This is a genomic window from Curtobacterium sp. MCSS17_011 (assembly GCF_003224275.1).
In the GTDB taxonomy this organism is placed as follows: domain Bacteria; phylum Actinomycetota; class Actinomycetes; order Actinomycetales; family Microbacteriaceae; genus Curtobacterium.
Genome location: NZ_QKLE01000001.1, coordinates 18,306 through 41,732, shown reverse-complemented (window position 1 = coordinate 41,732; position 23,427 = coordinate 18,306). Strand labels below are relative to the sequence as shown.

Here is a 23,427-nt window from a genome sequence, read left to right as displayed (position 1 = left end):
GAACTGGCCCGCGGCGCGATCTGTGGAGAAGTCGCCTACTGCACCAGGAAGAACTGCTCGCCGATGTCGACGCGGGCGCCCCGCTCGACGCGGTACCGCCGACCGGGCTCGCAGCGGCGGATCGACCCGTCGATGTGCCGGACCACCGTGCCGTTGCCGGAGAACCGGTCGGAGACCCACAGGTCGTCGCCGTCGCGGCCGAGCTCGAGGTGGGTCTTGGACACCGACTTGCCCGGATCGTGCACGGTCAGCAGGTCGTCGTACCGCTCCCCCGGCTGCGGTCGAGGCAGCCGGCCGAGGAGACCCGTGCCGTGCACCCCGAGCCGCTCACCCGTGCTGAAGTGCAGGACGAACGGAGCCCGGGTCGGCGTCTTCGCGACGATGCGGGTCTCGTCGACGTCGTCGTCGGGGTCGTCGAGCGCATCGGCTCCGGCGTTCGGCTCCGACCGGTCAGTGCGCGGGAGCGGCAGCGCGGGTCCGGTCGCTCCCGGGATCGGGGGCAGCGGCGCAACCAGGGGTGTGCCCGTGGTGGTGGCGGACGGCGCAGAGGACGGGACGGTCGCGGAACCCGGCACCGGCGGGATCGGCGCGGGCGCCACAGCGGACGCGTGGCTCGGCGGCTCGGGGTCGGTCACCGGGGCCGCGTGCGCCCCGCGGGGGCGTCGGCCCGGACCGGACTGCTCGCCCCCGACGCGGACGGACTCGTCGTCCACCGGGATCTCGTCGTCCGGCTCGTCCGAGCCCGCGGGCCCGACCGAACCCGCGTCGGACTCGCCCGGCTCGCCCGGCTCATCCGGCTCATCCGGCTCGTCCGGCTCGTCCGCAGCGTTGCCCGCGTCGGGGGCCTGCGTGCCGTCGGACTCCTCGGCTGCCCAATCGGGTCGGGTCATCGGCAACGGCATGACCGGGCCGGTGAAGGCCGCGGTGACCGCCGGGCGGACGGCTCCGCATTCGCCGCAGAAGATGTCGTCGGGCTCGAGCCGGTTGCCGCAGACGTGGCAGATGGTGGTCTCGTGCATGCCCGGCGTGACGAGCGGGGCCGGACGCGGTGGTCGACGGTCGATCAGCGGCTCGACCACGGCGGTGTCGCCGGGCTGCGGGGGCGACACGACGGCGGGCTGGTCGTCGGCGGCACTCGTCTCCGACGCCGCCACGATCACCTCGTCACGCTTCGGCTCGGAGCCGGGCTGGGCGTCCTGCGCGCCGTTTGCGTCCGACGCCGGAGCGGCGGTGCCCTGCTCGGCGGGTGTTCCTGGCACCGGCGGAACGACCGGCTCGGCCGGCGCCTCGGCAGCCGGGGTACCGCGCCCCACCCACCACGACGGACCGGCGGGCACCGCCGGCGGTGCGGTGGCGGCTGGCGGTGCCCAGACCGGTGCGGTGGGCTCGGCGACGGGCCGCGGCTCGACCCTCTGGTGCGCGGTCTGCTCCGGAACGACCGACCCAGCTTCACTCGCAGGGGCCGCGGGCGTCGCAGGGCGACCGGGAGCCGGAGCGATCCGGGTGCGTTCGGGGTCTTCGGTGTCGAGGGGTTCGGACGGGTAGGCGTCGGGGTCGAGGGGAGGCTCGGAGTCTGACTGCTCCGGCGCGCCCGACCAGTCGTCGAGCCCCGATCCGGCACCGTGCACGTGGGAGGGCGACTGGCGCGGAGCGAAGTCGTCGGGACGCTGCACCGGCACGGGTGCGGGCGGTTCGGTCCCGCGACGGTCTGCGCCGGTGAGCCAGGCACGGGTGGCGGGATCGAGCGTGGCCTCGGGCAACCAGGCGTCGGACGCCGGGTCGGACCGCCGGCCGTGGGCGTCGGGCTGCTGCAACGGTGGCGGCGGTGACTGTTCGACCGGCGTCGGCGCGACCGGGCGACGGCTCGCCGCGGCGGTGACCGCGCGTCCGCACTCACCGCAGAAGATCGCTCCGTCCGGGAGCATCGATCCGCAGTGTTCGCATCTGATCACGTGGTGCCTCTGTCCTCACTCGGCCGTCCACGACGCTCGTCCGGCCTCTGGACATCGTAGTCGCCGTGCCCCGACGCAGTCTGGCCGTCGGTTCCACGACGGGACCGCGACGTCGGACGACTCCCCGTCCCCCGCAGCGACCGGAGCGAGACGGCGGTGCGGAACCGCTCCCGCCGGTTCCGCCCGGTCCGGAGCGACCCGATCGCGTCGTCCGTCGCGGCCCACATGCGGTCTGCGGTGCCCTGGTCGGCGTCGCTCGGACCGAACACCGTGCGGTCGGCCAGGGCGGCGAGTCCGGTTCCGCCGTCGCCCGGTGCGCCGACCACGGCTTCGCGTCGGGTGGCGGAGCGCCGCACGTCGTGCCCGCGGTCGAGCAGCGCGTCGCGGTACTCGTCCCAGGCACCGACGATGCGGCCCCTCGGCGTGGAGGCGTTCCGCCGTCGTCGCCGTCGCAGTCGCTTCAACAGCACGATCACGGCGAAGGGCAGCAGGACGAGTACGACCACGCCGAGGGTCCCGAGGGCCCAGGGCAGCACCGCGAGCAGGATCTGGAGCCAGAGCGGCTGCACCGGCGGCGTGTTCCGGTCGCTCTCGGGAGGCGTCTGCTGGTCCTGGTCCTGTTGATCCACCGGGGGCGGCGGAACGACCGTCTCCGGTCGGGTCACCGGCTGCGGGGTCTGCTGCTGCTCGTTCGGGATCTCGCGCACTTCGGGGTTCGGGTTGAGCATCACCCACCCCCACTGCGCGGTGTCCACCTCGATGCGTGCCGTGACGTCGGACCCGCGGAACGTCGTCGTGCCGCCACGTCGTACGGAGCCGTCCCGGCCCGAGTCTCCCCCCGCCGTGAAGCCCATCATGACCCGTGCGGGGAACCCGATCTCGTCCGCCATGAGCGCGGCCGCCGCTGCGTACTGCTCCTGGTCACCGATCATCAGGGGTGCAGTGAGGAGCTCCTGGACACGGTCGGCGCCGTGGCCGGACCGACTCATCCGGTCGTCACCGACACCGTGACTGACGTACCCGTTCCGTTGCAAGGCCTGCACCGCGGCGAGGAGCTTCGCCCCGGGTGCCGACACGTCCTTCGTCGTCGACTCCACGGTGTCGCGGACGGCGTCGGGGACGTCCCGTGCGGTGGGCACGGCAGCGCTCCCCGGCCGGGCGGAAGCCAGCTGCTGTTCCGTCGGCTGATCGGGCAGCACCGCCGTCAGGTCGTAGGACGTCCCGTCCCGCACGCCGCCGACCACGGCGCCGGTGCCGGTCGATCCGTTGTAGAAGAAGGCGCCGCGCTCGTCGTCGGCGTCCTGCCCGGTGAACTCCACGCGCTCCAGGTCGCCGACCGTCGGCAGCCACACACCGCGGTACCCGTCGACCGTCACACCGACGTCGACCCTGGTACCGCGGACGCCACGCACGTCGACCGCGGTCGGCACGCGTTCGAAGGTGCCCGAGCCTGCGGAGCTGTCTGACCCGCCCACGCGGTAGACCACACCGTCGTAGGTGTCCAGCGTCGCGATGCGGACGAACCCGCCCTCGGGCAGGCCGCTCACCCGGAGTTGGGCCGCGTCCGAGGCAGTGGATTCCTCGTAGGCGCGGAACCCGCTGAGCGGACTGACGTAGTCGCGGGGGTCGAACGGCTTCACGACGTCGGTACGGGCGACGGTGCGGTCCCCAGACGGCGGTGCGACCAGGCCGAGCCCGGTCGCGACGACCGCAGCGGCCACGATCGTGCCCGTGCCCACGAGGGCGGGGCGGACGATGGACCGTGCGACCGGCACGCGTGAACCGATGGTGGTCGACACGGCGACCGCGCGACGCGCGTGCCGCACGGTCAGCGCCCAGACGAGGGCGAGGCCGACCAGGACGACCGCCGTCGCGATCGATGTGTCGAGCCGGCTCGGCCCGACCACCACACCCACCGCGAAGAGCACGAGTGCCGGGATGCTCGCGAGTTCCTGCCTGGAGGCGCGGGTCGCCACGCTCACGGCGGTCACCGTCGCCACGAGCAACGTCACGAAGTAGGGCACGAGGAGCGCCTCGTAGGAGCCCACCGGCAGGCTGATGGTCACCAGCTGCTTCCAGCCGAGGGCGATGCCGGCGAAGAGGTCGAGGAGTCCGGGTCCGGTGGGCAGCAGGCCGTTCGCCTGACTCGGGACGGCGGCGGGGACGCCGGTCAACGTGAAGGCGGCGACGGTCGCGATCGCCACGACGGCCGTCGGGAGCCGGAACAGGGTGCCGAGGAGCGCGACGACCGTACCGATGACGATCGCGGTGACCGCGGCGGTGATCATCGCACCGTCCCGGTACACCGGCCACCAGGACGTGCTCGCGACGGCCAGCAACAGCCAGACCGCCAGCGTGCCGCCGGCGAGCCGGAACGGGACGAGCCGCCGGGCGTCGCGACGGTCGGATCGTCGGGTCGAGCGCCTCGCCCGGTCCGCCGCAGGGGCCGGGGTGGTCACGGGTGCAGCGCTCATGCTGCCGACGCCGATCGGTGCAGCGCGTGCCGGAGGTCGTCCAGGTAGCCGATGGTCATCACCGTCAGACCCGCGACGCGCAGGAACCGCGGCTGGGCTTCCGGCTCGCAGATCACCGCGACGACCTCCACCCCGACGGGGAACCGCGTGGCGGCGAGTCGGAGCGCGGGCAGGCCGACGGTCGAGCCCACCACGAGGAACGCGACGGAGATGCCGTCGGTGTCGCTGCCGACGATCCGGGAGACCTCGGCGATCGGCAGGCACGCGTCGGCGAGACCGACCGAGGCGAAGTCGTCGAGCAACCGGGTCGGCGTGACGGTGGGGAGCGTCCGCACGGCGTACACGGCACGCTTCGCGAACTCGGGCGTGCGCTGGGACACCACGACCGAGACCTCCCGGCCGTCGCGGATCGCCCGTGCGCCGAGCGACGCCGCCGCGCTCACCGCGAGCTCGAACTCCTCGTCGTCGGCGAACTCGCCGCGGGCGATGCCGAGCGCGACGACGAGGTGCGAACGACGCGTGTCCTCGAACTGCCGGACCATGAGCGCACCGGACTTCGCGGTCGACTTCCAGTGGATGGTGCGCGGGTCATCGCCCGGCATGTACTCGCGGATCGCGTGGAAGGCGATGTCCGCCGGCGACAGGTCGGTCGTCGCCTGGCCCTCCAGGTCGCGCACCAGCCCGGTGCTGGTCGACGGGATCGCGATGGTGCGGGGGTGCACGATGACCTGCTCGCGGGCGGTCCACACGACCTCGCGGCGGACCAGCCCCACAGGATCGGCGCGGACGCCGGTCACGGGACCGACGTCGAGCACGCCACGGCGCAGCGTCGGGACGGGGACCTGCCGCTCGAAGGTGCCGTGTGGCCCGATGGCGGGGATCGCGACGTCGACGAGGCCGGATCCGACCGGCACCTCGACGGTGGTCGGCACCGACGGTAGGCGTGTGGGGTTCTCGGCCGTGACGATCACGCCGGCCTCGTCGCCGACCGCCACGCGGTGCTGCGGCAACCGCATCCGGATCGCCAGCCGCGACCGGCCGATCAACGCCACGGCAGCGACCACCGCGAGCACGGCGCCGGCGAACCCGACGACCACGATCTCGCGCAGGCCGAACCGGTAGCCGGCCACGAACGCGACGAGCGTCAGCGCGGCGACCGTCCACCCGAGCCCGGTGACGACGGACGAGACCTCGCCCCAGAGACGCAGGACGAGCCTCCAGGCCGTTGCCCAGATCCGGACGATCCCGATGACCGCATCGGCTGCGACGCCCTCACGGTCACCCACGATCCGCGTCCGGACGTTGGTCATGCCGGTGGCCGTCCCCGTGCGCTCGTACGCCGTCGTGCCACGACGCGACCGCGTCGAGGACGGACGGCGCGAGCGCGTGGAGACGGGCCGGCGGTCCGTCACGTCGTGACTCGGTCGGCGGGCGGCGGGGTCTCCACCAGGAGCTGCGCGATGACGCTCGGCGCACTGACGCCGTCGAACTCGGCCTCGGCGTCGAGCACCAGGCGGTGCGCGAGGACCGGGACGGCCAGTGCCTTCACGTCGTCCGGCGTGACGTAGTGGCGACCACTCAGCGCCGCGAGGACACGGGAGGCGCGGATCAGGCCCATCGCCCCACGGACGCTGACGCCGAGCCGGACCTCGCTCGCGGAGCGGGTCGCGTCCACCAGGCGGGCGACGTAGTCGGCGATCACGGCGTCGACGTGCACGGAGCGCGCCAGGGCGGCCATCTCGGTGATGGTCGCGGCAGGCACGACGCTCGCGAGCGGGACCGACGCGGACGGAGCCGACGAGGTCTCCAGGATCTTCACCGTCGCGGCGTGGTCGGGGTAGCCGATGGACGTCTTCATGAGGAAGCGGTCGAGCTGCGCCTCCGGCAGGCGGTAGGTGCCGGCCTGCTCGATCGGGTTCTGGGTCGCGATCACCATGAACGGCGCGGCGAGACGGTGGTTGACGCCGTCGACCGTGATCGCGGACTCCTCCATCGCCTCGAGCAGCGCGGACTGCGTCTTCGGACTCGCACGGTTGATCTCGTCGGCGAGCACGATGTTCGCGAAGACCGGCCCGCGGTGGAAGTCGAACTCCTGGGTGCGCTGGTCGTAGACGCTGATGCCGGTGATGTCGCCCGGCAGCAGGTCGGGAGTGAACTGGATGCGGTTCGTGGTGCCCTGCACGCTCTGCGCCATCGCACGGGCGAGGCTCGTCTTGCCCGTGCCGGGGACGTCCTCGAGGAGCAGGTGCCCCTCGCTGAGCATCGCCGTGACCGCGAGGCGGATCACGAACGTCTTCCCGAGGAGCACCTGCTCGACGTTGGTCACGATGCGGCCTGCGACGTCGGCGAACCAGGTGGCCTGCTCCGGGGTCATGCTCATGCGGGGTGGTCCTTCGGTCGTGGCGGGAGGTGCGGCGGCGGGCGGGTCGGGGCAGGTCGGGCGGGCGTCAGCCGCCGGGAGCGGGTTCCGGGGCGGGCTGCTCCGGAGCGGGTTCCGGTTCGGGTGCGTCCGCGATCACGAAGGCTTCCGTGGCGGCATCGGACTTCGACGAGCTCGATCCGTCGGTCGCCGACACCGATGCGCGGACCTTCACCGAGCTGGCGCCGAGCGGCGGCGTCGGCGCGGTCTCCCCCGCGTTCCAGCTATCGGTCCCCCGGAAGAAGTCACCGTCGTCATCGAAGTACCAGTACGCCGTGTACCGCACCGTGATCCCACTGCCGCTGGGACCCGTCACGGCGATCGGCTGGCCCTGCTGCGCAGTCGTCACCGAGAGGTTCGAGTCGAGCGCGGTGGCGGTCCCCGTCCACGAGTCGGCATCCGACGTGCAGAAGCTGCTTCCCGGGCCGCCGCAGGCGCGGAGGGTCAACGGTGCCGAGACGTTCCGGGCACCGGAACCGGGCACGCCAGCCCACGTCTGGCCCGGCTGGAGCGTGATCGGCTGTCCGCCGGTCTCGAGCTGGTAGTGGTCCGCGGGCCGCGACGAGGCAGTGACGCTGACGTTCCAGAGGTTGGTGCCGGCCGGGACGACGTCCACCGAGGGCCGGCCGGTACCGGACGGACGTTCGTAGGTCACGGCGGCGACGTACTCGACGTTGCAGAAGTAGCCGTTGGTCACCGTCACCGCATACCGGGTCGAACCGCCGCCGACACCCGAGTCGCGCGTGGGGCTCGAGCTGCCGAGCGAGTTCGAGGACGGCGCGGCACAGTTGACGTTGCCGGAACGGTACACGGCGTAGCGGAGGCCCGAGCCACCAGCGGCGTCGCCAGCGTTCCAGGTGACAGTGACGGTGGACCGACCCGACGAGTCCGCCTGGTCCCCGGCGACCGCCTGGAGGTTCGTCGGCTTGCCGGGCGTCCCGACGGCACTGCCGGTGGCGGACGCGGAGTTCCACTGCACGACGGTGCCGTTGCGGTCGGCGGCGTTGCGGGCCGACACGGTGACCTTGTACTGGGCAGCGCTCTGAGCGCCCGTGAACGAGGTGCTCGTCGCGGTGCCGGTGTGCCGCGTGGTCGACAGGCCGGGGCCCTCGATCGTGACGATGTAGTCGTCGACCGCGCTGCCGTTGTTGGGCGCGGAAACCTTGCCCCACTTGACGTCGAGCTGGTTCGGCATCGCCTTGCTGGGCGTGACCGTGATGCCCTTCGGCGGTGCCGGCACGAAGTCCGCACTCATCGGGCCCGAGCGGGCCGAGGGCTTCGAGTCACCGATCGCGTTGGTGGCCACGACCTGGAACCGGTACGACGCCTTCGGGTCGAGTCCGGTGATCGTGCACACCGTCGCGGTGCCGCAGTTCTTCGACACACCGTTGGTCCCGACGACGCGGTAGCCGGTGATGGGCGAGTTGTTGCCCTGGGGGGTCGACCAGGTGAGCGTGACCTGGCCACCGTCGTAGGAACCGGTGCGGGTGGGCGCACCCGGAGCGTCCGGGACGTCCTGCACCGAGATCGTGACGTCGCCCCAGACGTACCGGTCGGGGTCGTTCGTGGCGTCCGCCACCTGGTACTGCAGGTGCGCGTCGCCGGGCTTCGCCGTCTCGGCGACCGAGACCTGCAGGCGCGTGCGGTCACCGCTCGGTGTGACGGTGACACCGCTCGGCAATCCGCCGGACAGACCCCGGATGTTCACGACGCGCAGACGCTCACCCGGGAACGGGTTCGTCGGCTGGTCGTTCGTGAGCACGTCGATGGTGGTGGTCGCCCCGCGCTTGGTGACCGACCGGTCGGCGCCGGGCTGGACCACTGGCCGCGTGGAGGCGACGACGCCGACGGTGACCGTCCCGGCACGCCCGGCGTTGGCGTCGTCCGCGACCCCGATCCCGATGGACGCCGTGGTGTTCTTCTTCGCGGTGTCGGCGACGGAGATCGTGAGCTGCTGCTTCGCGATCGACGCGGTCGTCCCCGCGGCGGGCCGGCCGACGACCGAGTACCGGAGCTCCGGCAGGTCCTTCGGGTACGGGTAGTCGGTGAGCTTCGTGAGGTCGATCTTGCGTGTCTCGCCCGGCTGCATCTCGACCGAGGAGCCCGTGAACGCCGGCGGCTGGTTCGACCGCGGCGTGACCGTGATCGGCAGCACGAGCGTGGCGACGCGGCCCTTGCCGCCGTTCGCCGACGACCCGTCGGTGACCTCGAACGAGATGGACGCCCTGCCGTAGTAGAGCTTCGCCGACGTGAACTGCAGCGTCGACGAGTCCACCACCAGGCTCTGCCTGTTGGCGTGGGTGGCCTTGACCGTTCCGCGGTCGGTGACCGTCGCGGTCTCGCCGTTCGCCGTCACGACGAAGTCCTGCAGCGGGATGCGGACGGTCGCTTCGCTCTTCACCGTGACCGCGCCGGCGCTGCGGTTGATCTGGGGCAGGGCGTCGTCGAAGCCCGGCACGTTGATGAAGCCGTAGGAGACGATGTCCGGGTGGTCGACCCGGGCCACCGAGAACGGGATCACCTGCGAGTCGTCGGTCAACCGCACGGTGATCCGGCCGTCGTCGGTGGGGGTCGCCGTCTCGCCGTAGCCGGGGACGACCCCGACCCGGAGGTCGGCAGCAGTGCCCTCGGCGAAGAAGACGTTGTCGAGCACGTCGACCGTGACGCTCTGCCGGTGCAGGATGTCCTGCAGGTCGAGGGTCGTGTCGTCGACCTCGGGCCGGAGCGGCTGGGCGTCGGGGTCGACGGTCACCGTGAGGAAGGCCGTGCTCGATCCCCCGCTGCTGTTCGCGACGGTGTAGAGCACGGCGAAGTCACCGCGATTCGCCGACTTCGGGGGCGTGACGCGAATCTGCTGCTTCCGGAGGACCTTCGCGGTCACGTCGTCTGCCGTCGGCTCGGCCTCCGCGACGGTCAGCTGCCCGCCTTCGGGGTCGGAGTCGTTCTGCAGGACGCGCACCGTGACCGACCCGCCGGGGCGGATCGTGACGTGGTCGGCCTCGGCCACGGGGTTCGAGGCCTGCTCGGCGCGGGGTGCGATGCCGACCCGTACGGTGCCGGTGGCGCGGGCTCCGAGCGCATCGACGACGGTGTAGGTGAACTCGTCGGTACCGGCCGAGTAGTCGCCCGCCTCGTAGGTGAGGGCGTCCGAGGCTACGTCCGAGACCGACCCCTTGTCGGGGTTGGAGCCCACGCCGACCAGCTGGACGGAGTCGCCGTCCGGGTCGATCCCGTTCAACGGCACGCTGACCCGCACCGACGACCCGGCGACGACGCGCGCGGTGACGGTCTGCGGGACGGGCGGGTTGTTCGTGGCGGCGTCACGCTCGCGCACCGAGATCGACACGGCGGCGTCGGCGTACTGGCCGTCCGGGCCGGCGACCCGGTAGACGGCGGTGTAGTTGCCCGGCGTCTTCGGGGCGAGGTACCGCAGGTGGTCGCCGGAGACGAACAGCAGGCCGCCGTCACCCGGCACGTTCTGCACCAGCTCGGGCTGGAGCGTCAACGGCTCGCCCTCGGGCTGGGTGTCGTTGCCGAGCACGTCGATGTTCGCGACGTCGCCGACGCGGACGGTGGTGCTGTCCGGCTGGGCCACCGGGGGCTGGATGCGATCGGGCTTCGGGATCTCGACGACGGTGATCGTGCCGGGGGACGACGCCAGGCCGTTCGTCTCCGTGTACCCGAACGAGACCGGGCCGTCGAGCGGCGCCGTGAGCGTGACGCGGACCGTGTGCTGGTCGAGGATGCTCGCCTGCACGCCGCTGCCCCGAGCGGGCCCGTCGAGCGCCGTCACCAGCAACACACCGCCCGCAGGGTCGATGTCGGTCGCGGTGACGTCCGTGTCCTTGGTGGACAGGGTGTTGACGAACACCGTCTTGGGGGTCGTGATCGGTGCCGTCGAGGCGTCCGGTGGCGCGAGGACGGTCACGCGGACGATGCCGCTCGACGTCTTCACGCCGTCGGTCACCGTGTACTCGAGCTGGTGGTCGCCCGCCCGCTCCCCCTGCACCCGGAAGGTCCCGGCGTCGTAGCTCGGGGTGACGGTGAGCCCGGAAGCCGACGACACACTCGTCAGCGTCACCGTGCCGTTGCCGCCGCGCACGTGGTCGAGCGGCTCGACCGTGAAGGCCTTGCCGGCGTACCCGGACACGGGGAACGGGTCGGCGCGCAGCGGGACGGTGCCCTGCTTGGCGACCCGCACCGTCACAGCACCACGGCCGTCGGCCCGTCCGTCGCTCACGACCAACTGCACGGACCGCTCACCGGTCCGGCCGCTGTCGTTCCGGAAGTCGAGCAGGCCGTCGGGTGTGGTGGACACCCGGTCGCCGTTCGACGCGGTCGCCGACTCCAGGTACACCGGATCGCCGTCCGGGTCGATCCAGTCGCCGAGGACGTTCGACACGACGTGCCCGTTCTGGACGACGTCGGCCGAGGTGTCACGCACCTGCCGCGGCGCTTCGTTCTGGCTGTCGGGGCGCACGGTGATCCGGACGGTCGCGGTGTCGGACCCGCCGTTGCCGTCGGTGATCGTGTACGGGAACGTCACGTTTCCGGTGGCGCCTGACGACAGCGTGACCTGCAGGCGTTGGCCGTCACCGACGATCGCCACGCGGCCGGCGGACTTCGAGATGGTGCCGACCTCGCTCACGATGATCGGGTCACCGTTCGGGTCGTAGTCGTTGAGCAGGACCGGGAGGCTCGTGGTGCGGCCCGGACGAGCGCCCAGTTCGTCGTCGACCGCCACCGGCGGCTTCTGGTCCTTGTCGACCTCGGGGTCGTCGTCGGAGACCTGCTCCTGCTGCTGCTCGTCGTCCTGCTTGATCAGGTCGGCCCAGTTGTCGATGAGCTGACCGCTCCGGTCGATCGCCCAGGACCGGCCGCTCGTCGGGTCGTTGGCGACGACGGTGTCACCGTTGTGCAGGATCTGCAGTTCGCTCGTGCCGCCGGTGCTCGCGAGCCGCTGCAGCGCGCTGCCGTCACACGTGTCGATCGCCTGTCCTCCCGCCCACGCCGCGTACGTGCAGGAGCCGTCGACGTAGGGCCGCGCGGCTCGTCCGGACACCTGGAGCGCGGTGGCGTCCACGGTACCGGAGGCGCTGACGCGGACCAGGCCCGCCGTGCCCGCGACCGTGACCTGCGCCGTGGTGTCCGACGACCGCTGGAGCGCCGGCGACGAGCCCACCCGGTCGCCGAGCTCGACGGTGCGGCCGTCGACCGACAGGGCACCACTCGTGCGGTCGAGCACGGCGAGGTGCCCGTCGATCGTCGCGACCTGGAAGTCGTCGCCCCGGTCCGTGTCGACCTTCCACCGTTCGGCGACGGTGAGTGTCGCGCCGACGTCGACCAGCGACGCTGTCCCGGTCTTCGCGGAGTAGACCGCGACGTGACCGTCGGACGCATCGAAGACGGTGTCCGCGCCCAGGGTCAGGTCGGCCTTGGCCGACGCGTCGAACTCGGCGAGGTCGCTCGCCGGGGTGGCCCAGAGCTCACCCGTGTCGGCGTTGCCGACCACCGCGGTGTCCCCGGCGAAGAAGACCTGCGGGGTCCCCGCGGGAAGGGTGACGGCGTCGCCCACGGTGGCATCGGCGACGTCGACCCGGGCGACCGTGCCCTTCGTCTCGTCGACGCTGTAGACGGTGGAGCCGCGCTGCAGCACCGACAGGTCGTCGCTGGCGGTCTCGACCGCGGTGTTGAGCTGCAGGATGCCGGTGTTCGCCCGGCCGACGGCGCCGTACTCGGCCGAGGGCACCCAGACGGTCCCGTCCCCGAGGTCGACGCGTTGCGTGTGGTAGCCGGTGGACACGATGGCGGTGGTCGCGACGACTGCGGCGACGAGCACCGAGGCACCGGTCGTCACGGCGGCGGAGCGGTGCTTCGCGAGGAGGGCGCGGATCACCCGGCGCTCCCGATCGTCGCGCACTTCTGCGCACTCGCAGCACCCGTCTTGCCGTCACGGTTCACGGCGACGGCGATGCACTCCTCGTCGCCCCGCTCACCGGAGACGACGAAGGTGGTGCCGGTCTGCTGGCTGGAGGACCCGTTGGACGAGATGACGTACGTGTCGCCGCTGCGCAGCCCGGGGTCGGTCCAGCTGAACGACACGGACTGCGACGACGGCGCGGCACGGACCTCGGCCACGACGGGGATCGCCCCGGCGCCGAGCCGACCGACGACGACCACCGTGGCGATCGCCAGGGCGGCGACCACGACGACGGCGAGGGAGGTCGCCCAGACCAGGGTCGAGCGGGTTCGGCGGCGAGCACGGGTCACGGACCCGGTGCGGTGCACGGTGCCGACGCTGTGCGAGCCGCCGGCCACCACCCCGCCCTGCACGGCGCGGCGGGTCCGACGACGCCCGCCGACCCGCGTCGGCGGCTGCAGCTCACGGATCACGGTGCGATCGCCGTGCGGGGTCGGCGTGGAGATCGCCCAGGCCTCGACCGCGACGTCGGCGGAGGTCTGCGGGATGCCGAGCTCGGCTTCGACCTGCTGGAACCCGCGCACGAGCTCGATCACCGTCGCGGGGCGCCCCTGCGGCTTGCGGGACAGCGCGGAGGCGAGCAGGCGCTCCAGCGAGGGCGGCACATCGGTCCGGCCGGTGGGCTTCGCCCCGCCCTTGTCGATCCGGTGCATCAGGTCGCTCGCGCCGTTCTTCCCGCCGCGGACCTCGAACGGACTGCGCCCGGCGAGGAGCGAGTACACGGTCGCCGCGAGCGAGTACACCTCGGACTGGATCGTGCCGCGCGACTCGTCGATCAGGACCTCGGGCGCGGACCACGGGATCGACATGCCTATCGGCTCGTCCGGGTCGGTGCCGCCGATCGTCGCGGCGATGCCGAAGTCGGAGAGCACGGGGTTGCCGTAGGCCGTCAGCAGGATGTTCGACGGCTTGATGTCGCGGTGCAGCACGCCCTCGCGGTGTGCGGTCTCGAGCGCCGATCCGATGCGGATGCCGATCGACAGCACCTCGGACACCGGGATCGGTTCGCGACGGTAGCGCTCGCTGAGGGACGAGGAGCAGAGCTCCATGACCAGGTAGGGGCGACCGTCGGCCGCGACGCTGGCCTGGAAGACGGTGAGGATCGACGGGTGGGTGCTGAGCCGGGCCATCAGGTTGGCCTCGGCCTGGAACATCTGGCGGACGCGGTCGTCGACGACTTCGTCCAGCAAGACCTTCACCGCGACCTGTCGTCGGGGCATGTCCTGCTCGTAGAGGAAGACGTCGGCGAAGCCACCGGACCCGAGGACGTGGACGGGACTGAAACCGCCGATCACGGGCGGGTTGGACGGCAGGCGTCTCGCCATGGTCCTCTCCTCCCCCGGCCGAGCGGCCAGCTCTCTCGACGTGGCCATGTCATTGTACGAAGCGTGGGCGACCGACATTCCGCACGCCGATCCCCCACAGCTCGACGTGTTCCCCCAGTTCGGGGGCCAGCTAGTGCCGCGGAAGCGTGTCTTCGAGGTCGCCGTCGTCGGGTGCGGCATCGACCTGCAGCACCACCACGGTGACGTTGTCTCGACCGCCGGCCACGACGGCGTCGCCGACCAGGCGCTCCGCGAGGTCCTGTGCGCCCGGCTCGCGTGCCGCGATCCGCGCGATCCCGGCGTCGCCGAGCTCCTTGGTCAGCCCGTCGGAGCAGACGATGTAACGGTCACCGGCCCGCAGGGGCAGGGTCCACCAATCCGGTGCCGGCGGTTCGCCGAAGCCGACCGCACGTGTGATGACGTTGCTGTCGGGGTGCTGCTCGGCGTCCTCGGCGCGCAACAGGCCGGCGTCCACCATCTCCTGCACCACCGAGTGGTCGACGGTGACGCGGCGGAGCACGCCGTCCTCGATGCGGTAGGTGCGGGAGTCGCCGACGTTGAACACGAGCGCCGCGGGTTGCCCGAGGGACGCCACGAGTGCGATCCCGGTGACCGTGGTGCCCGCGCCGATGGCGTTGCCGCCGGCTGCACGCTCGATGTCGGCGGTCGCGAGGAGCAGTGCACGCTGGATGCCCTGGCGTGTGGTGAACGGTTCGGCCGTCACCTGCTCGAGTCGACGCACGACCGCGTCGCTGGCGCGGTCGCCCGCGAGGTGCCCGCCCATGCCGTCGGCGACGACGAAGAACGGCGCGCTCACGATGTAGCTGTCCTCGTTGTGGTCACGCCGTCGACCGACGTCGGTCGCGGCTCCCCACGAGAGCGTCAGGGTGGCGCCGTCGGCACCGGGGACGTCGATGGCGTGCGCAGTGGCTGCTCGGCCGAGTTCGGTCACGTGTCAGGATCGCTCTCTGGTGGGTCGGGGCGTGCCGTGTGCTGGCTGATCGGAGGGCCACGGGGGAGCCGGAGGCAGCCCCTCTGCCGTCGGTGCGACCCGGAGGTACGGCGAGAGGACCTCGATGGCGTTGCCGTCACCGATCTCGACTACCGTACCCGTCAGCGCGACGATCGACGCACCCGACGCCATGCGGTAGGCGGGTGCACCGGCCGGGCGGACGACGGTGCCGTTCGTCGACCGCAGGTCCTGCACGACGACGGCTTCGCCCTCGGCGTGCAGCCGGACGTGGGACGACGACACCTGCCCGTACGCCGACCGCACGGTCACGAGTTCGGGCTGCGGACCGCGGCTGACCCTCGGCAGCGACGGCCGGCGGCCGATGACCACCGGGTGGTCGAGCCGGAAGGTCCGGTCGCCGATGCGGATCGAGGGCACGCGTGTCGTGGGGGCCGGCGGTACCGACGGGACGGCCGGGAGGCCCGGGGCAGCACCGACGAACGGGCTCGCTCCGGCGCCTGGTCGCGCCGGCACCCGGACGACGGTGTCGTCCGGATCGACGTCGTCCACCGCCGCCGGTGGCAGGCCGGGTGCGCCGAGCGCGGGCCGGATGACCGTGTCCCCGAGGACACCGTCGTCAGACCCGCGGTCGGAGTCCGGACCGGCCCCGGGAACGACGAGACCTGCGCCGCGGATGACGGTGTCATCGACGGCATCCGCCGTCCGGTCGCCCCCCGACGATCGTCGGGGTCGCCGGATGACGGTGTCCTCGATGTCGTCGTCGCGCAACCGGAGCCCTCCCAGTGTGGTCTCCCCCACCGTAGACGATCCTGTCGACCCCACGTCATCGACGTTCCCACGACGGCCCGCTCCCCGCGACGACCGAGCGCAGCACGAGCCCGGCGAGCGGGTCGTCCGCGCGGGTCTCGAGGGCGTACCGCGCGCGGGTCTCCGCGCGCGCCCACGAGCCGAGCGCCCAGGCGCACCACGCCCCGAGTGACAGAGCGCCGGCAGCACCCGACGAGCCGTCGAACGGACCGTCCTGGGAACGCCACATCCGCCACGCATCGGCACACCGGTCGCCGGCGAGCCGGACCCTGGCTCGGTCGGGGGCCGGGCCGAACCCGTGCAGCGCTGGCGGTGTCGGGTCGGCGAACGGGTCGAACACCCGGATCGATCGGGGATCCGGCGTGCCCTGCGCCGCGATGAACGGCACCAGGGCCATCCGGGGCGCGAGTGCGCCGCACGCCGTCACCAGGGCGGTCGCGGCGGCCGTCGACAGGGCCGCACGGCCGGGCGCGACCAGCGCGGCCGCTGCGGCGGGGAGGGTGACCGCCGCGGCGATCTCGCGAGGGAAACGGACTGCGGAGCCGGGGCCGGACTGTGCCGTGAGGGGGATCATGCACGCCATCGAAGCGTGCTGCGGGCCTCCAGGCAGGGGCGCCCCGGCCATCTGTGGACCGGAGCGGCCCCGCCCACGCCTGTGGAGGACGAAGCGGCGGAAGCCGCTCAGGCGGCGACGGGCTCCAGGCTCTCGGCGACCAGGTCCCAGCCGCCCTCGTTGCGTTCGACGACCACGCCGTTCGCGGCCGCCCAGCCGACCAGGTCGTCCATGCTGCCGATGCTCGCACCGGTGCGGGCGAGCAACGCCACCAGGCGACCCTTCGCGGTCTTGTTCCAGTGGTTCAGTGCACGACGACGACCGGAGCCGTCGACGCTCACCACCCGTGGTGCCACCGCTCCGGACACGGGACCGAGCTGCCGGTACCCCTCGGACCGAAGGTCGAGCACCAGGCCGTCCGCACGGGTCAACAGGGAACGGGTCGACACCGCGGGCCAGTGCGCTGCCAGACGGATCGACCCGAGCCGCGAGTCGTGCGACAGCCGGTAGGCCGGGATCGGGTCACCGGCGCCGATCGGGCCGAACATCGCGGACTGCACGATCACGTGCTCCGCCCACCACGCACGGGTCGCCGCGTCCGCGTCCTGCGCGCCCAACGGGTCGTAGAGGACCCCGGTGTACCGCTCGATCGCGGGCATGGTGCCCGAGGTGTCGAGCTCGAGGTTCCGGAGCCGCTCGGCGATCGACTTCGGACCGAGCTTCAGCGCCGTCCTGGCCGAGGACTCGTCGGAACTGACGAAGCGGGCCGCGGTGATCACCGCGGCCCGCTCATCGGCCAGTTCCGGGAACGAGAGTGCACGCAGATCGAGCGTGCGGCTCGTGTCCCCGCCCTCCCGCTTCGTCTCCGAAGGCGGGAGCAGGACGGTCAGTCCGGTCAGGACGCCAGCGCGGCCTGCCGCGCGACGATCGTCACCGTGTCGTGCTCGACCGACAGGAAGCCGTCCTCGGCGTCGACCGCGACGGTCGACCCATCGGCCCGCGTGATGCGGACCTGACCCTGCGCCAGGATCGCGAGCATCGGCTCGTGTCCGGCGAGGATGCCGATCTGGCCCTCTGTCGTCCGTGCGACGACCATGGTGGTGTCGCCCGACCAGACCTCACGGTCGGCCGAGACGACGCTCACGCTGAGACCCGCCATGTCAGCGGTTCTCCTTCTGGATCTGAGCCCACTTCTCTTCCACGTCGTTGATGCCACCGACGTTGAAGAACGCCTGGGTCGCAACGTGGTCGAACTCGCCGTCGGCGATGGCGCGGAAGGACTCGATGGTGTCCTTGAGCGGCACCGTGGAGCCCTCGACGCCCGTGAACTTCTTCGCCATGTAGGTGTTCTGCGAGAGGAACTGCTGGATACGACGAGCCCGCTCGACCGTGATCTTGTCCTCTTCGGAGAGCTCGTCGACACCGAGGATGGCGATGATCTCCTGCAGTTCCTTGTTCTTCTGGAGGATCTGCTTGACGCGCGTGGCCGTCTCGTAGTGGTCGGCACCCAGGTAGCGCGGGTCCATGATGCGCGACGTCGACGCCAGCGGGTCAATCGCGGGGTACAGACCCTGCGACGCGATCTCACGGGAGAGCTCGGTCGTCGCGTCGAGGTGCGCGAACGTGGTGGCCGGAGCCGGGTCGGTGTAGTCGTCAGCCGGCACGTAGATCGCCTGCAGCGAGGTGATCGAGTGACCACGCGTCGAGGTGATGCGCTCCTGGAGCACACCCATCTCGTCGGCGAGGTTGGGCTGGTAGCCCACGGCGGACGGCATGCGGCCGAGCAGCGTCGAGACTTCGGAACCGGCCTGCGTGAAGCGGAAGATGTTGTCGATGAAGAGGAGCACGTCCTGCTTCTGGACATCGCGGAAGTACTCCGCCATCGTCAGCGCCGACAGGGCCACGCGGAGACGCGTTCCCGGCGGCTCGTCCATCTGGCCGAACACGAGGGCCGTCTTGTCGAAGACACCCGCCTCCTCCATCTCACCGATGAGGTCGTTGCCCTCACGGGTGCGCTCACCGACACCGGCGAACACCGACACACCGCCGTGGTCCTGCGCAACGCGCTGGATCATCTCCTGGATGAGGACGGTCTTGCCGACGCCCGCACCACCGAAGAGGCCGATCTTGCCACCCTGCACGTACGGGGTGAGGAGGTCGATGGACTTGATGCCGGTCTCGAACATCGAGGTCTTGGACTCGAGCTGGTCGAAGGCCGGGGCCTTGCGGTGGATCGGCCAGCGCTCGGTGATCTCGAGCTTCTCGTCCGTGTTGAGCACGTTGCCGAGGACGTCGAACACCTTGCCCTTGGTGACGTCGCCGACGGGGACCGAGATCGGAGCGCCCGAGTCACGGACCTCCTGTCCACGGACCAGGCCGTCGGTCGGCTTCAGGGAGATGGCACGGACGAGGTCGTCGCCGAGGTGCTGCGCGACCTCGAGGCCGATCTCCTGCGACGAGTCACCGATGGTGATGGTCGTGAACAGGAGGTTGTACATCTCCGGGATTGCGTCGTGGGGGAACTCGATGTCGACGACGGGGCCCGTGACACGGGCGATCCGGCCGACACCGGGCGCCGACGACGTCTCGACCGCGGTGGTTGCGGTGTCGGTCATGGCTGGTGCCTTCCTGAGGGTGGGTATCTGTCCGCGAACGACGCGGACTACTTCTTCTTCGACGAGAGGGCGTCGGCGCCGCCGACGATCTCGGAGATCTGCTGGGTGATCTCCGCCTGACGCGCGTTGTTCGCGAGTCGGGTGAAGTCACGGATCAGCGAGTCGGCGTTGTCGCTGGCCGCCTTCATCGCCTTCTGACGCGCGGCGTGCTCGGAAGCAGCCGACTGCAGCATGGCGTTGAAGATGCGGCTCTCGATGTAGACCGGGAGCAGCGAGTCGAGCACCGCATCGGCGTCCGGCTCGAACTCGTAGAGCGGCAGGGGCTCGTTGCCCTCGGGCTCGTCGATGCCCTCGACGACCTCGAGGGGCAGCAGGCGAACGACCTGCGGCTCCTGGGTCGCCAGGCTGATGAACCGGTTGAACACGATGTGGATCTCGTCCACGCCGCCGTCAGCGGTGTCCTGGAGGAACTTCGCCACGACGGCGTCGCCGATCTCCTTGGCCGTCGAGAACTCCGGCTGGTCGGTGTTGCCGACCCACTGCTGCTCCGACGGACGCTCACGGAACGCGAAGTACCCGACCGACTTGCGGCCGACCAGGTAGTAGACGACGTCCTTGCCCTCGCTGCGGAGCAGGGAGGCGAGCTCCTCGCCCTGCTTGAGGACGTTCGTGCTGAACGCGCCGTTCAGGCCGCGGTCCGAGGTGAAGAGCACGACGGCTGCACGGGTCGACGACTCCGGCTCGGTGGTCAGCACGTGTTCGACGTTCGAGAACGTCGCCACGGCCGACACCGCACGCGTGACGGCCCGCGAGTACGGACCGGACGCAGCCATGCGGGCCTGTGCCTTCTGGATCCGCGACGCCGAGATCAGCTCCATCGCGCGAGTGACCTTCTTCGTGGTCTTCGCCGACTTGATCCGCTGGCGGTAGACCCGGACCTGCGCTGCCATCTAGCGACGACCCTTGACGATCTGCTCCTGGTCGACGTCCTCGGCGTCAGCCGCGTCGAACTGCTCGGAGCCGAGGGTCTTGCCGTCGCTCGTCTGGAAGCTCTTCGTGAACTCGTCGATCTGCTTGTCCATCTCGGCGACGGTGTCGTCGCTGAGCTGGTTCGTCTCGCGCAGGGTCGTGAGGACGTCGGAGTTGCGACGCAGGTGGTCGAGCAGCTCGGACTCGAAGCGGAGCACGTCCGGCACCGGGACGGTGTCGAGCTTGCCGTTCGTGCCGGCCCAGATCGAGACGACCTGCTCCTCGACCGGGTACGGCGAGTACTGCGGCTGCTTGAGGAGCTCGGTCAGACGCGCACCACGCTCCAGCTGACGACGCGACGCCTGGTCGAGGTCGGACGCGAACATCGCGAACGCCTCGAGCGAGCGGTACTGCGCCAGCTCGAGCTTCAGCGTGCCGGAGACCTTCTTGATCGACTTCACCTGGGCGTCACCACCGACGCGGGACACCGAGATGCCCACGTCCACGGCCGGACGCTGGTTCGCGTTGAAGAGGTCCGACTGCAGGAAGATCTGGCCGTCGGTGATGGAGATGACGTTGGTCGGGATGTACGCCGAGACGTCGTTCGCCTTGGTCTCGATGATCGGGAGACCCGTCATCGAGCCAGCGCCGAGCTCGTCGGACAGCTTCGCACAACGCTCCAGCAGACGGGAGTGCAGGTAGAAGACGTCACCCGGGTAGGCCTCGCGGCCCGGCGGACGACGCAGGAGGAGCGACACCGCGCGGTAGGCCTCGGCCTGCTTCGACAGGTCATCGAAGATGATGAGGACGTGCTTGCCCTGGTACATCCAGTGCTGGCCGATGGCCGAACCGGTGTACGGGGCGAGGTACTTGAAGCCGGCCGGGTCGGAGGCCGGGGCGGCGACGATGGTGGTGTACTCCATCGCACCGGCGTCCTCGAGCGCACCCTTGACGGAGGCGATCGTGGAGCCCTTCTGGCCGATGGCGACGTAGATGCAGCGGACCTGCTTCTCCTCGTCGCCGGACTCCCAGTTGGCCTTCTGGTTGATGATCGTGTCGATCGCGATGGCCGTCTTGCCGGTCTGGCGGTCGCCGATGATCAGCTGACGCTGACCACGGCCGACGGGGATCATCGCGTCGATGGCCTTGATGCCGGTCTGCAGCGGCTGGTGGACCGACTTGCGGGCCATGACGCCGGGAGCCTGGAGCTCGAGGGCACGACGGCCCTCTGCGGCGATCTCGCCGAGACCGTCGATCGGGGCGCCGAGCGGGTCGACGACGCGACCGAGGAAGGCGTCGCCGACGGGAGCGGAGAGGACCTCACCCGTGCGGGTGACCTCCATGCCCTCCTCGATGCCGCCGAACTCGCCGAGCACGATGGCGCCGATCTCGTCTTCGTCGAGGTTCTGCGCCAGGCCGAGCGTGCCGTCCTGGAAGCGGATGAGCTCGTTCGCCATGACGCCGGGGAGACCCTCGACGTGGGCGATGCCGTCACCGGCGTCGGTGACGTGCCCGACCTCGGCCGTGGAGGCCTTCGTCGGCTCGTAGTTCGAGACGAAGTCCTTCAGGGCATCACGGATCTCATCGGGGCTGATGGTGATGTCTGCCATGGGATTTTCCTTGTGGTTTTCCGGGGCCCTTCGGCTCCGAGAGGGTGACGCTGCCGGACTCGGCAGTTCCCGTTGTGGACTTGGGGAGGAGCGGCTTCGACCGTACGCCTAGCCGGCGAGCTGGAGCCGGAGCTCCGAGAGTCGCGTGGACACGGTGCCGTCGATGACGTCGCCGCCGATCTGCACCCGGACCCCGCCGACGACCGTGGGGTCGACGACCTGGTTGATGCTGATGTCCTTGCCGTACCGCTCGGACAGACCGCGCGTGACGCGGGCCGACTGGGCGGGGGTCAGGGGCGTCGCCGTGACGACGGTCGCGACGAGCTTGCCGGCCTGCTCGGCCACGATGCGCGAGGCGTCGCGGACGATCTCACCGATGCGGCGGCCGCGGGGCTGCTGCACCAGGGCCGACACGATCGTGATCGTCTGCTCCGATGCCTTGGCACCGAGGAGCCGCTCGACGAGCGCGCCCTTCTGCTCGGGGCTGCCGAGCTTGGTGCCGAGCGCCAGCTCGAGGCCGGCGTCCGAGCGGACGGCGGTCTCGAAGGCGAACAGCTCCGACTCGATCGAGGAATCCGGACCCGCGGTCGCAGCGACGGCGCGGATGCCCGCGTCCTCGATGCCCGCGAGCAGGTCTTGCTGCGAGGACCAGCGCGAGCCGGCCACCGCGGTCAGGACCGCACGCGTCGCGTCCGACTGTCCGGCGAAGACACGGTCGATGAGGACCTTCTTGCCGGCCGGATCGGCCGTGGGGTCGGACAGCAGCCCGAGCAGCTGCGGCGCACCGGCGATCGCACGCCCGGAGGCGAGGATCTCGGCACCCGCGGCCAGGCCGGCGCTCGGACCGAGGTCCGACAACACCGCCCTGGTGGACGCGAGTGCTTCTCTGGTAGCGCTGCGCATGCTCAGTGCTCCCCCGTCTTCGTGGCCTGCGAGGCCTCGAGGTCGGCGAGGAAGCGGTCGACCACTGCGGTCGACTTGGCGTCGTCCTTGAGGGACTCACCGATCACACCGGACGCGAGGTCCAGCGCGAGGGTGCCCACTTCGGACCGGAGTGCCTGGACGGCGCTCTGGCGCTCGGCCTCGATCTGCGACTGGGCGTTGGCCGTGATGCGTGCTGCATCGGCGGCCGCCTGCTCGCGGACCTCGTTGCCGATCGCCGTGGCGTCGGCGCGGGCCTGCTCACGGATGCGTGACGCCTCGGCGCGTGCATCGGCGAGCTGCTTGTTGTACTCGTCGAGCGCAGCGGCAGCCTGCTCCTGAGCGGCTTCGGCCTTCTTGATGCCGCCCTCGATGGCCTCGGTGCGCTCATCGAGCATCTTCGTGATGCGCGGCGTGACGACACGCCACATCACCAGGAAGATGATGACGAAGGCGAGCGCCGACCACACGATGTCGTACACCGGCGGGATCAGCGGATTGTGCGCTTCCTCCGCCGCGATGATGAGTGCGTTCTGCATCGAGGAACCTTAGTTGGTGAAGATGAAGTACGTGGCGATACCGATGAAGGCCAGGGCCTCGGTGAAGGCGATACCGATGTACATGAGGGTCGTCAGGCGGCCCTGGAGCTCGGGCTGGCGAGCGACGGACTCGATCGTCTTGCCGACGACGATGCCGACGCCGATGGCCGGGCCGATCGCTGCGAGGCCGTAGCCAACCGTCGCGATGTTGCCGTTGATCTCCGCGAGAACGGTCGTTGCGTCCACGTGTTTTCCTTTCGAGGTGCGGGTCCGACGGTCGCCGGTCCCGT

Annotated in this window: 17 protein-coding genes; all 17 read right to left on the bottom strand. The window is 71.1% G+C overall.

Annotated elements, in window-relative coordinates; translation table 11 throughout:
- Window positions 1-35 precede the first annotated feature (35 nt).
- The 17 genes from DEJ17_RS00170 to atpE all read right to left on the bottom strand — a co-directional run bounded on the left by DEJ17_RS00170 (window position 36) and on the right by atpE (window position 23,383).
- Entirely contained in the window at window positions 36-1,952 is a 1,917-nt protein-coding gene (locus tag DEJ17_RS00170; RefSeq protein WP_110891543.1) for a zinc-ribbon domain-containing protein, read from the bottom strand.
- Window positions 1,949-4,426, bottom strand: coding sequence for a DUF3488 domain-containing protein (locus DEJ17_RS00165; RefSeq protein ID WP_110891542.1), 2,478 nt, complete (start codon window positions 4,424-4,426; stop codon window positions 1,949-1,951). The genes DEJ17_RS00170 and DEJ17_RS00165 overlap by 4 nt, the downstream gene beginning before the upstream one ends.
- Window positions 4,423-5,736 (bottom strand): DUF58 domain-containing protein, encoded by a 1,314-nt coding sequence (locus DEJ17_RS00160; protein WP_258366571.1) that lies wholly within the window; start codon window positions 5,734-5,736, stop codon window positions 4,423-4,425. Before DEJ17_RS00160 ends, DEJ17_RS00165 begins: the two co-directional genes overlap by 4 nt.
- Window positions 5,737-5,834: 98 nt before the next feature.
- Complete coding sequence (locus DEJ17_RS00155; RefSeq protein ID WP_110891540.1) at window positions 5,835-6,806, bottom strand: MoxR family ATPase; 972 nt, start codon at window positions 6,804-6,806, stop codon at window positions 5,835-5,837.
- 67 nt (window positions 6,807-6,873) lie between these two features.
- Window positions 6,874-12,741, bottom strand: a complete 5,868-nt coding sequence (locus DEJ17_RS00150) for an Ig-like domain-containing protein (RefSeq protein WP_146239567.1) — start codon at window positions 12,739-12,741, stop codon at window positions 6,874-6,876.
- Window positions 12,738-14,150 (bottom strand): serine/threonine-protein kinase, encoded by a 1,413-nt coding sequence (locus tag DEJ17_RS00145; protein WP_110891538.1) that lies wholly within the window; start codon window positions 14,148-14,150, stop codon window positions 12,738-12,740. The genes DEJ17_RS00150 and DEJ17_RS00145 overlap by 4 nt, the downstream gene beginning before the upstream one ends.
- 130 nt (window positions 14,151-14,280) lie before the next feature.
- Window positions 14,281-15,102, bottom strand: coding sequence for a PP2C family serine/threonine-protein phosphatase (locus tag DEJ17_RS00140; RefSeq protein WP_110891537.1), 822 nt, complete (start codon window positions 15,100-15,102; stop codon window positions 14,281-14,283).
- A 3-nt stretch (window positions 15,103-15,105) separates the two neighbouring features.
- Window positions 15,106-15,921, bottom strand: a complete 816-nt coding sequence (locus DEJ17_RS17945) for an FHA domain-containing protein (protein WP_258366570.1) — start codon at window positions 15,919-15,921, stop codon at window positions 15,106-15,108.
- A gap of 25 nt (window positions 15,922-15,946) precedes the next feature.
- A complete protein-coding gene (locus tag DEJ17_RS18000) occupies window positions 15,947-16,504 on the bottom strand; it encodes a hypothetical protein (protein ID WP_110891536.1) in 558 nt (185 codons plus the stop codon).
- Between the two features lie 107 nt (window positions 16,505-16,611).
- Window positions 16,612-17,364 carry a YaaA family protein gene (locus DEJ17_RS00125; protein ID WP_258366598.1) on the bottom strand — a complete coding sequence of 251 codons (753 nt, stop codon included), beginning with the start codon at window positions 17,362-17,364 and terminating at the stop codon, window positions 16,612-16,614.
- Between the two features lie 14 nt (window positions 17,365-17,378).
- Window positions 17,379-17,642: a F0F1 ATP synthase subunit epsilon gene (locus tag DEJ17_RS00120; protein ID WP_027465776.1), complete on the bottom strand. Its 264-nt coding sequence runs from the start codon at window positions 17,640-17,642 to the stop codon at window positions 17,379-17,381.
- 1 nt (window position 17,643) lies between these two features.
- Window positions 17,644-19,098: a F0F1 ATP synthase subunit beta gene (gene atpD, locus DEJ17_RS00115; protein WP_017885744.1), complete on the bottom strand. Its 1,455-nt coding sequence runs from the start codon at window positions 19,096-19,098 to the stop codon at window positions 17,644-17,646.
- A gap of 47 nt (window positions 19,099-19,145) precedes the next feature.
- Complete coding sequence (locus DEJ17_RS00110; RefSeq protein WP_110891534.1) at window positions 19,146-20,048, bottom strand: F0F1 ATP synthase subunit gamma; 903 nt, start codon at window positions 20,046-20,048, stop codon at window positions 19,146-19,148.
- Complete coding sequence (gene atpA, locus DEJ17_RS00105) at window positions 20,049-21,677, bottom strand: F0F1 ATP synthase subunit alpha (protein ID WP_110891533.1); 1,629 nt, start codon at window positions 21,675-21,677, stop codon at window positions 20,049-20,051.
- Window positions 21,678-21,785: 108 nt separating this feature from the next.
- The gene (locus DEJ17_RS00100) at window positions 21,786-22,580 is read right to left on the bottom strand and encodes a F0F1 ATP synthase subunit delta (RefSeq protein ID WP_110891532.1); all 795 of its coding nucleotides are present in this window, start codon (window positions 22,578-22,580) and stop codon (window positions 21,786-21,788) included.
- Window positions 22,581-22,582: 2 nt separating this feature from the next.
- Window positions 22,583-23,137, bottom strand: coding sequence for a F0F1 ATP synthase subunit B (locus DEJ17_RS00095; protein WP_110891531.1), 555 nt, complete (start codon window positions 23,135-23,137; stop codon window positions 22,583-22,585).
- A gap of 9 nt (window positions 23,138-23,146) precedes the next feature.
- Entirely contained in the window at window positions 23,147-23,383 is a 237-nt protein-coding gene (gene atpE, locus DEJ17_RS00090; protein WP_027465781.1) for an ATP synthase F0 subunit C, read from the bottom strand.
- Between the last annotated feature and the right edge of the window lie 44 nt (window positions 23,384-23,427).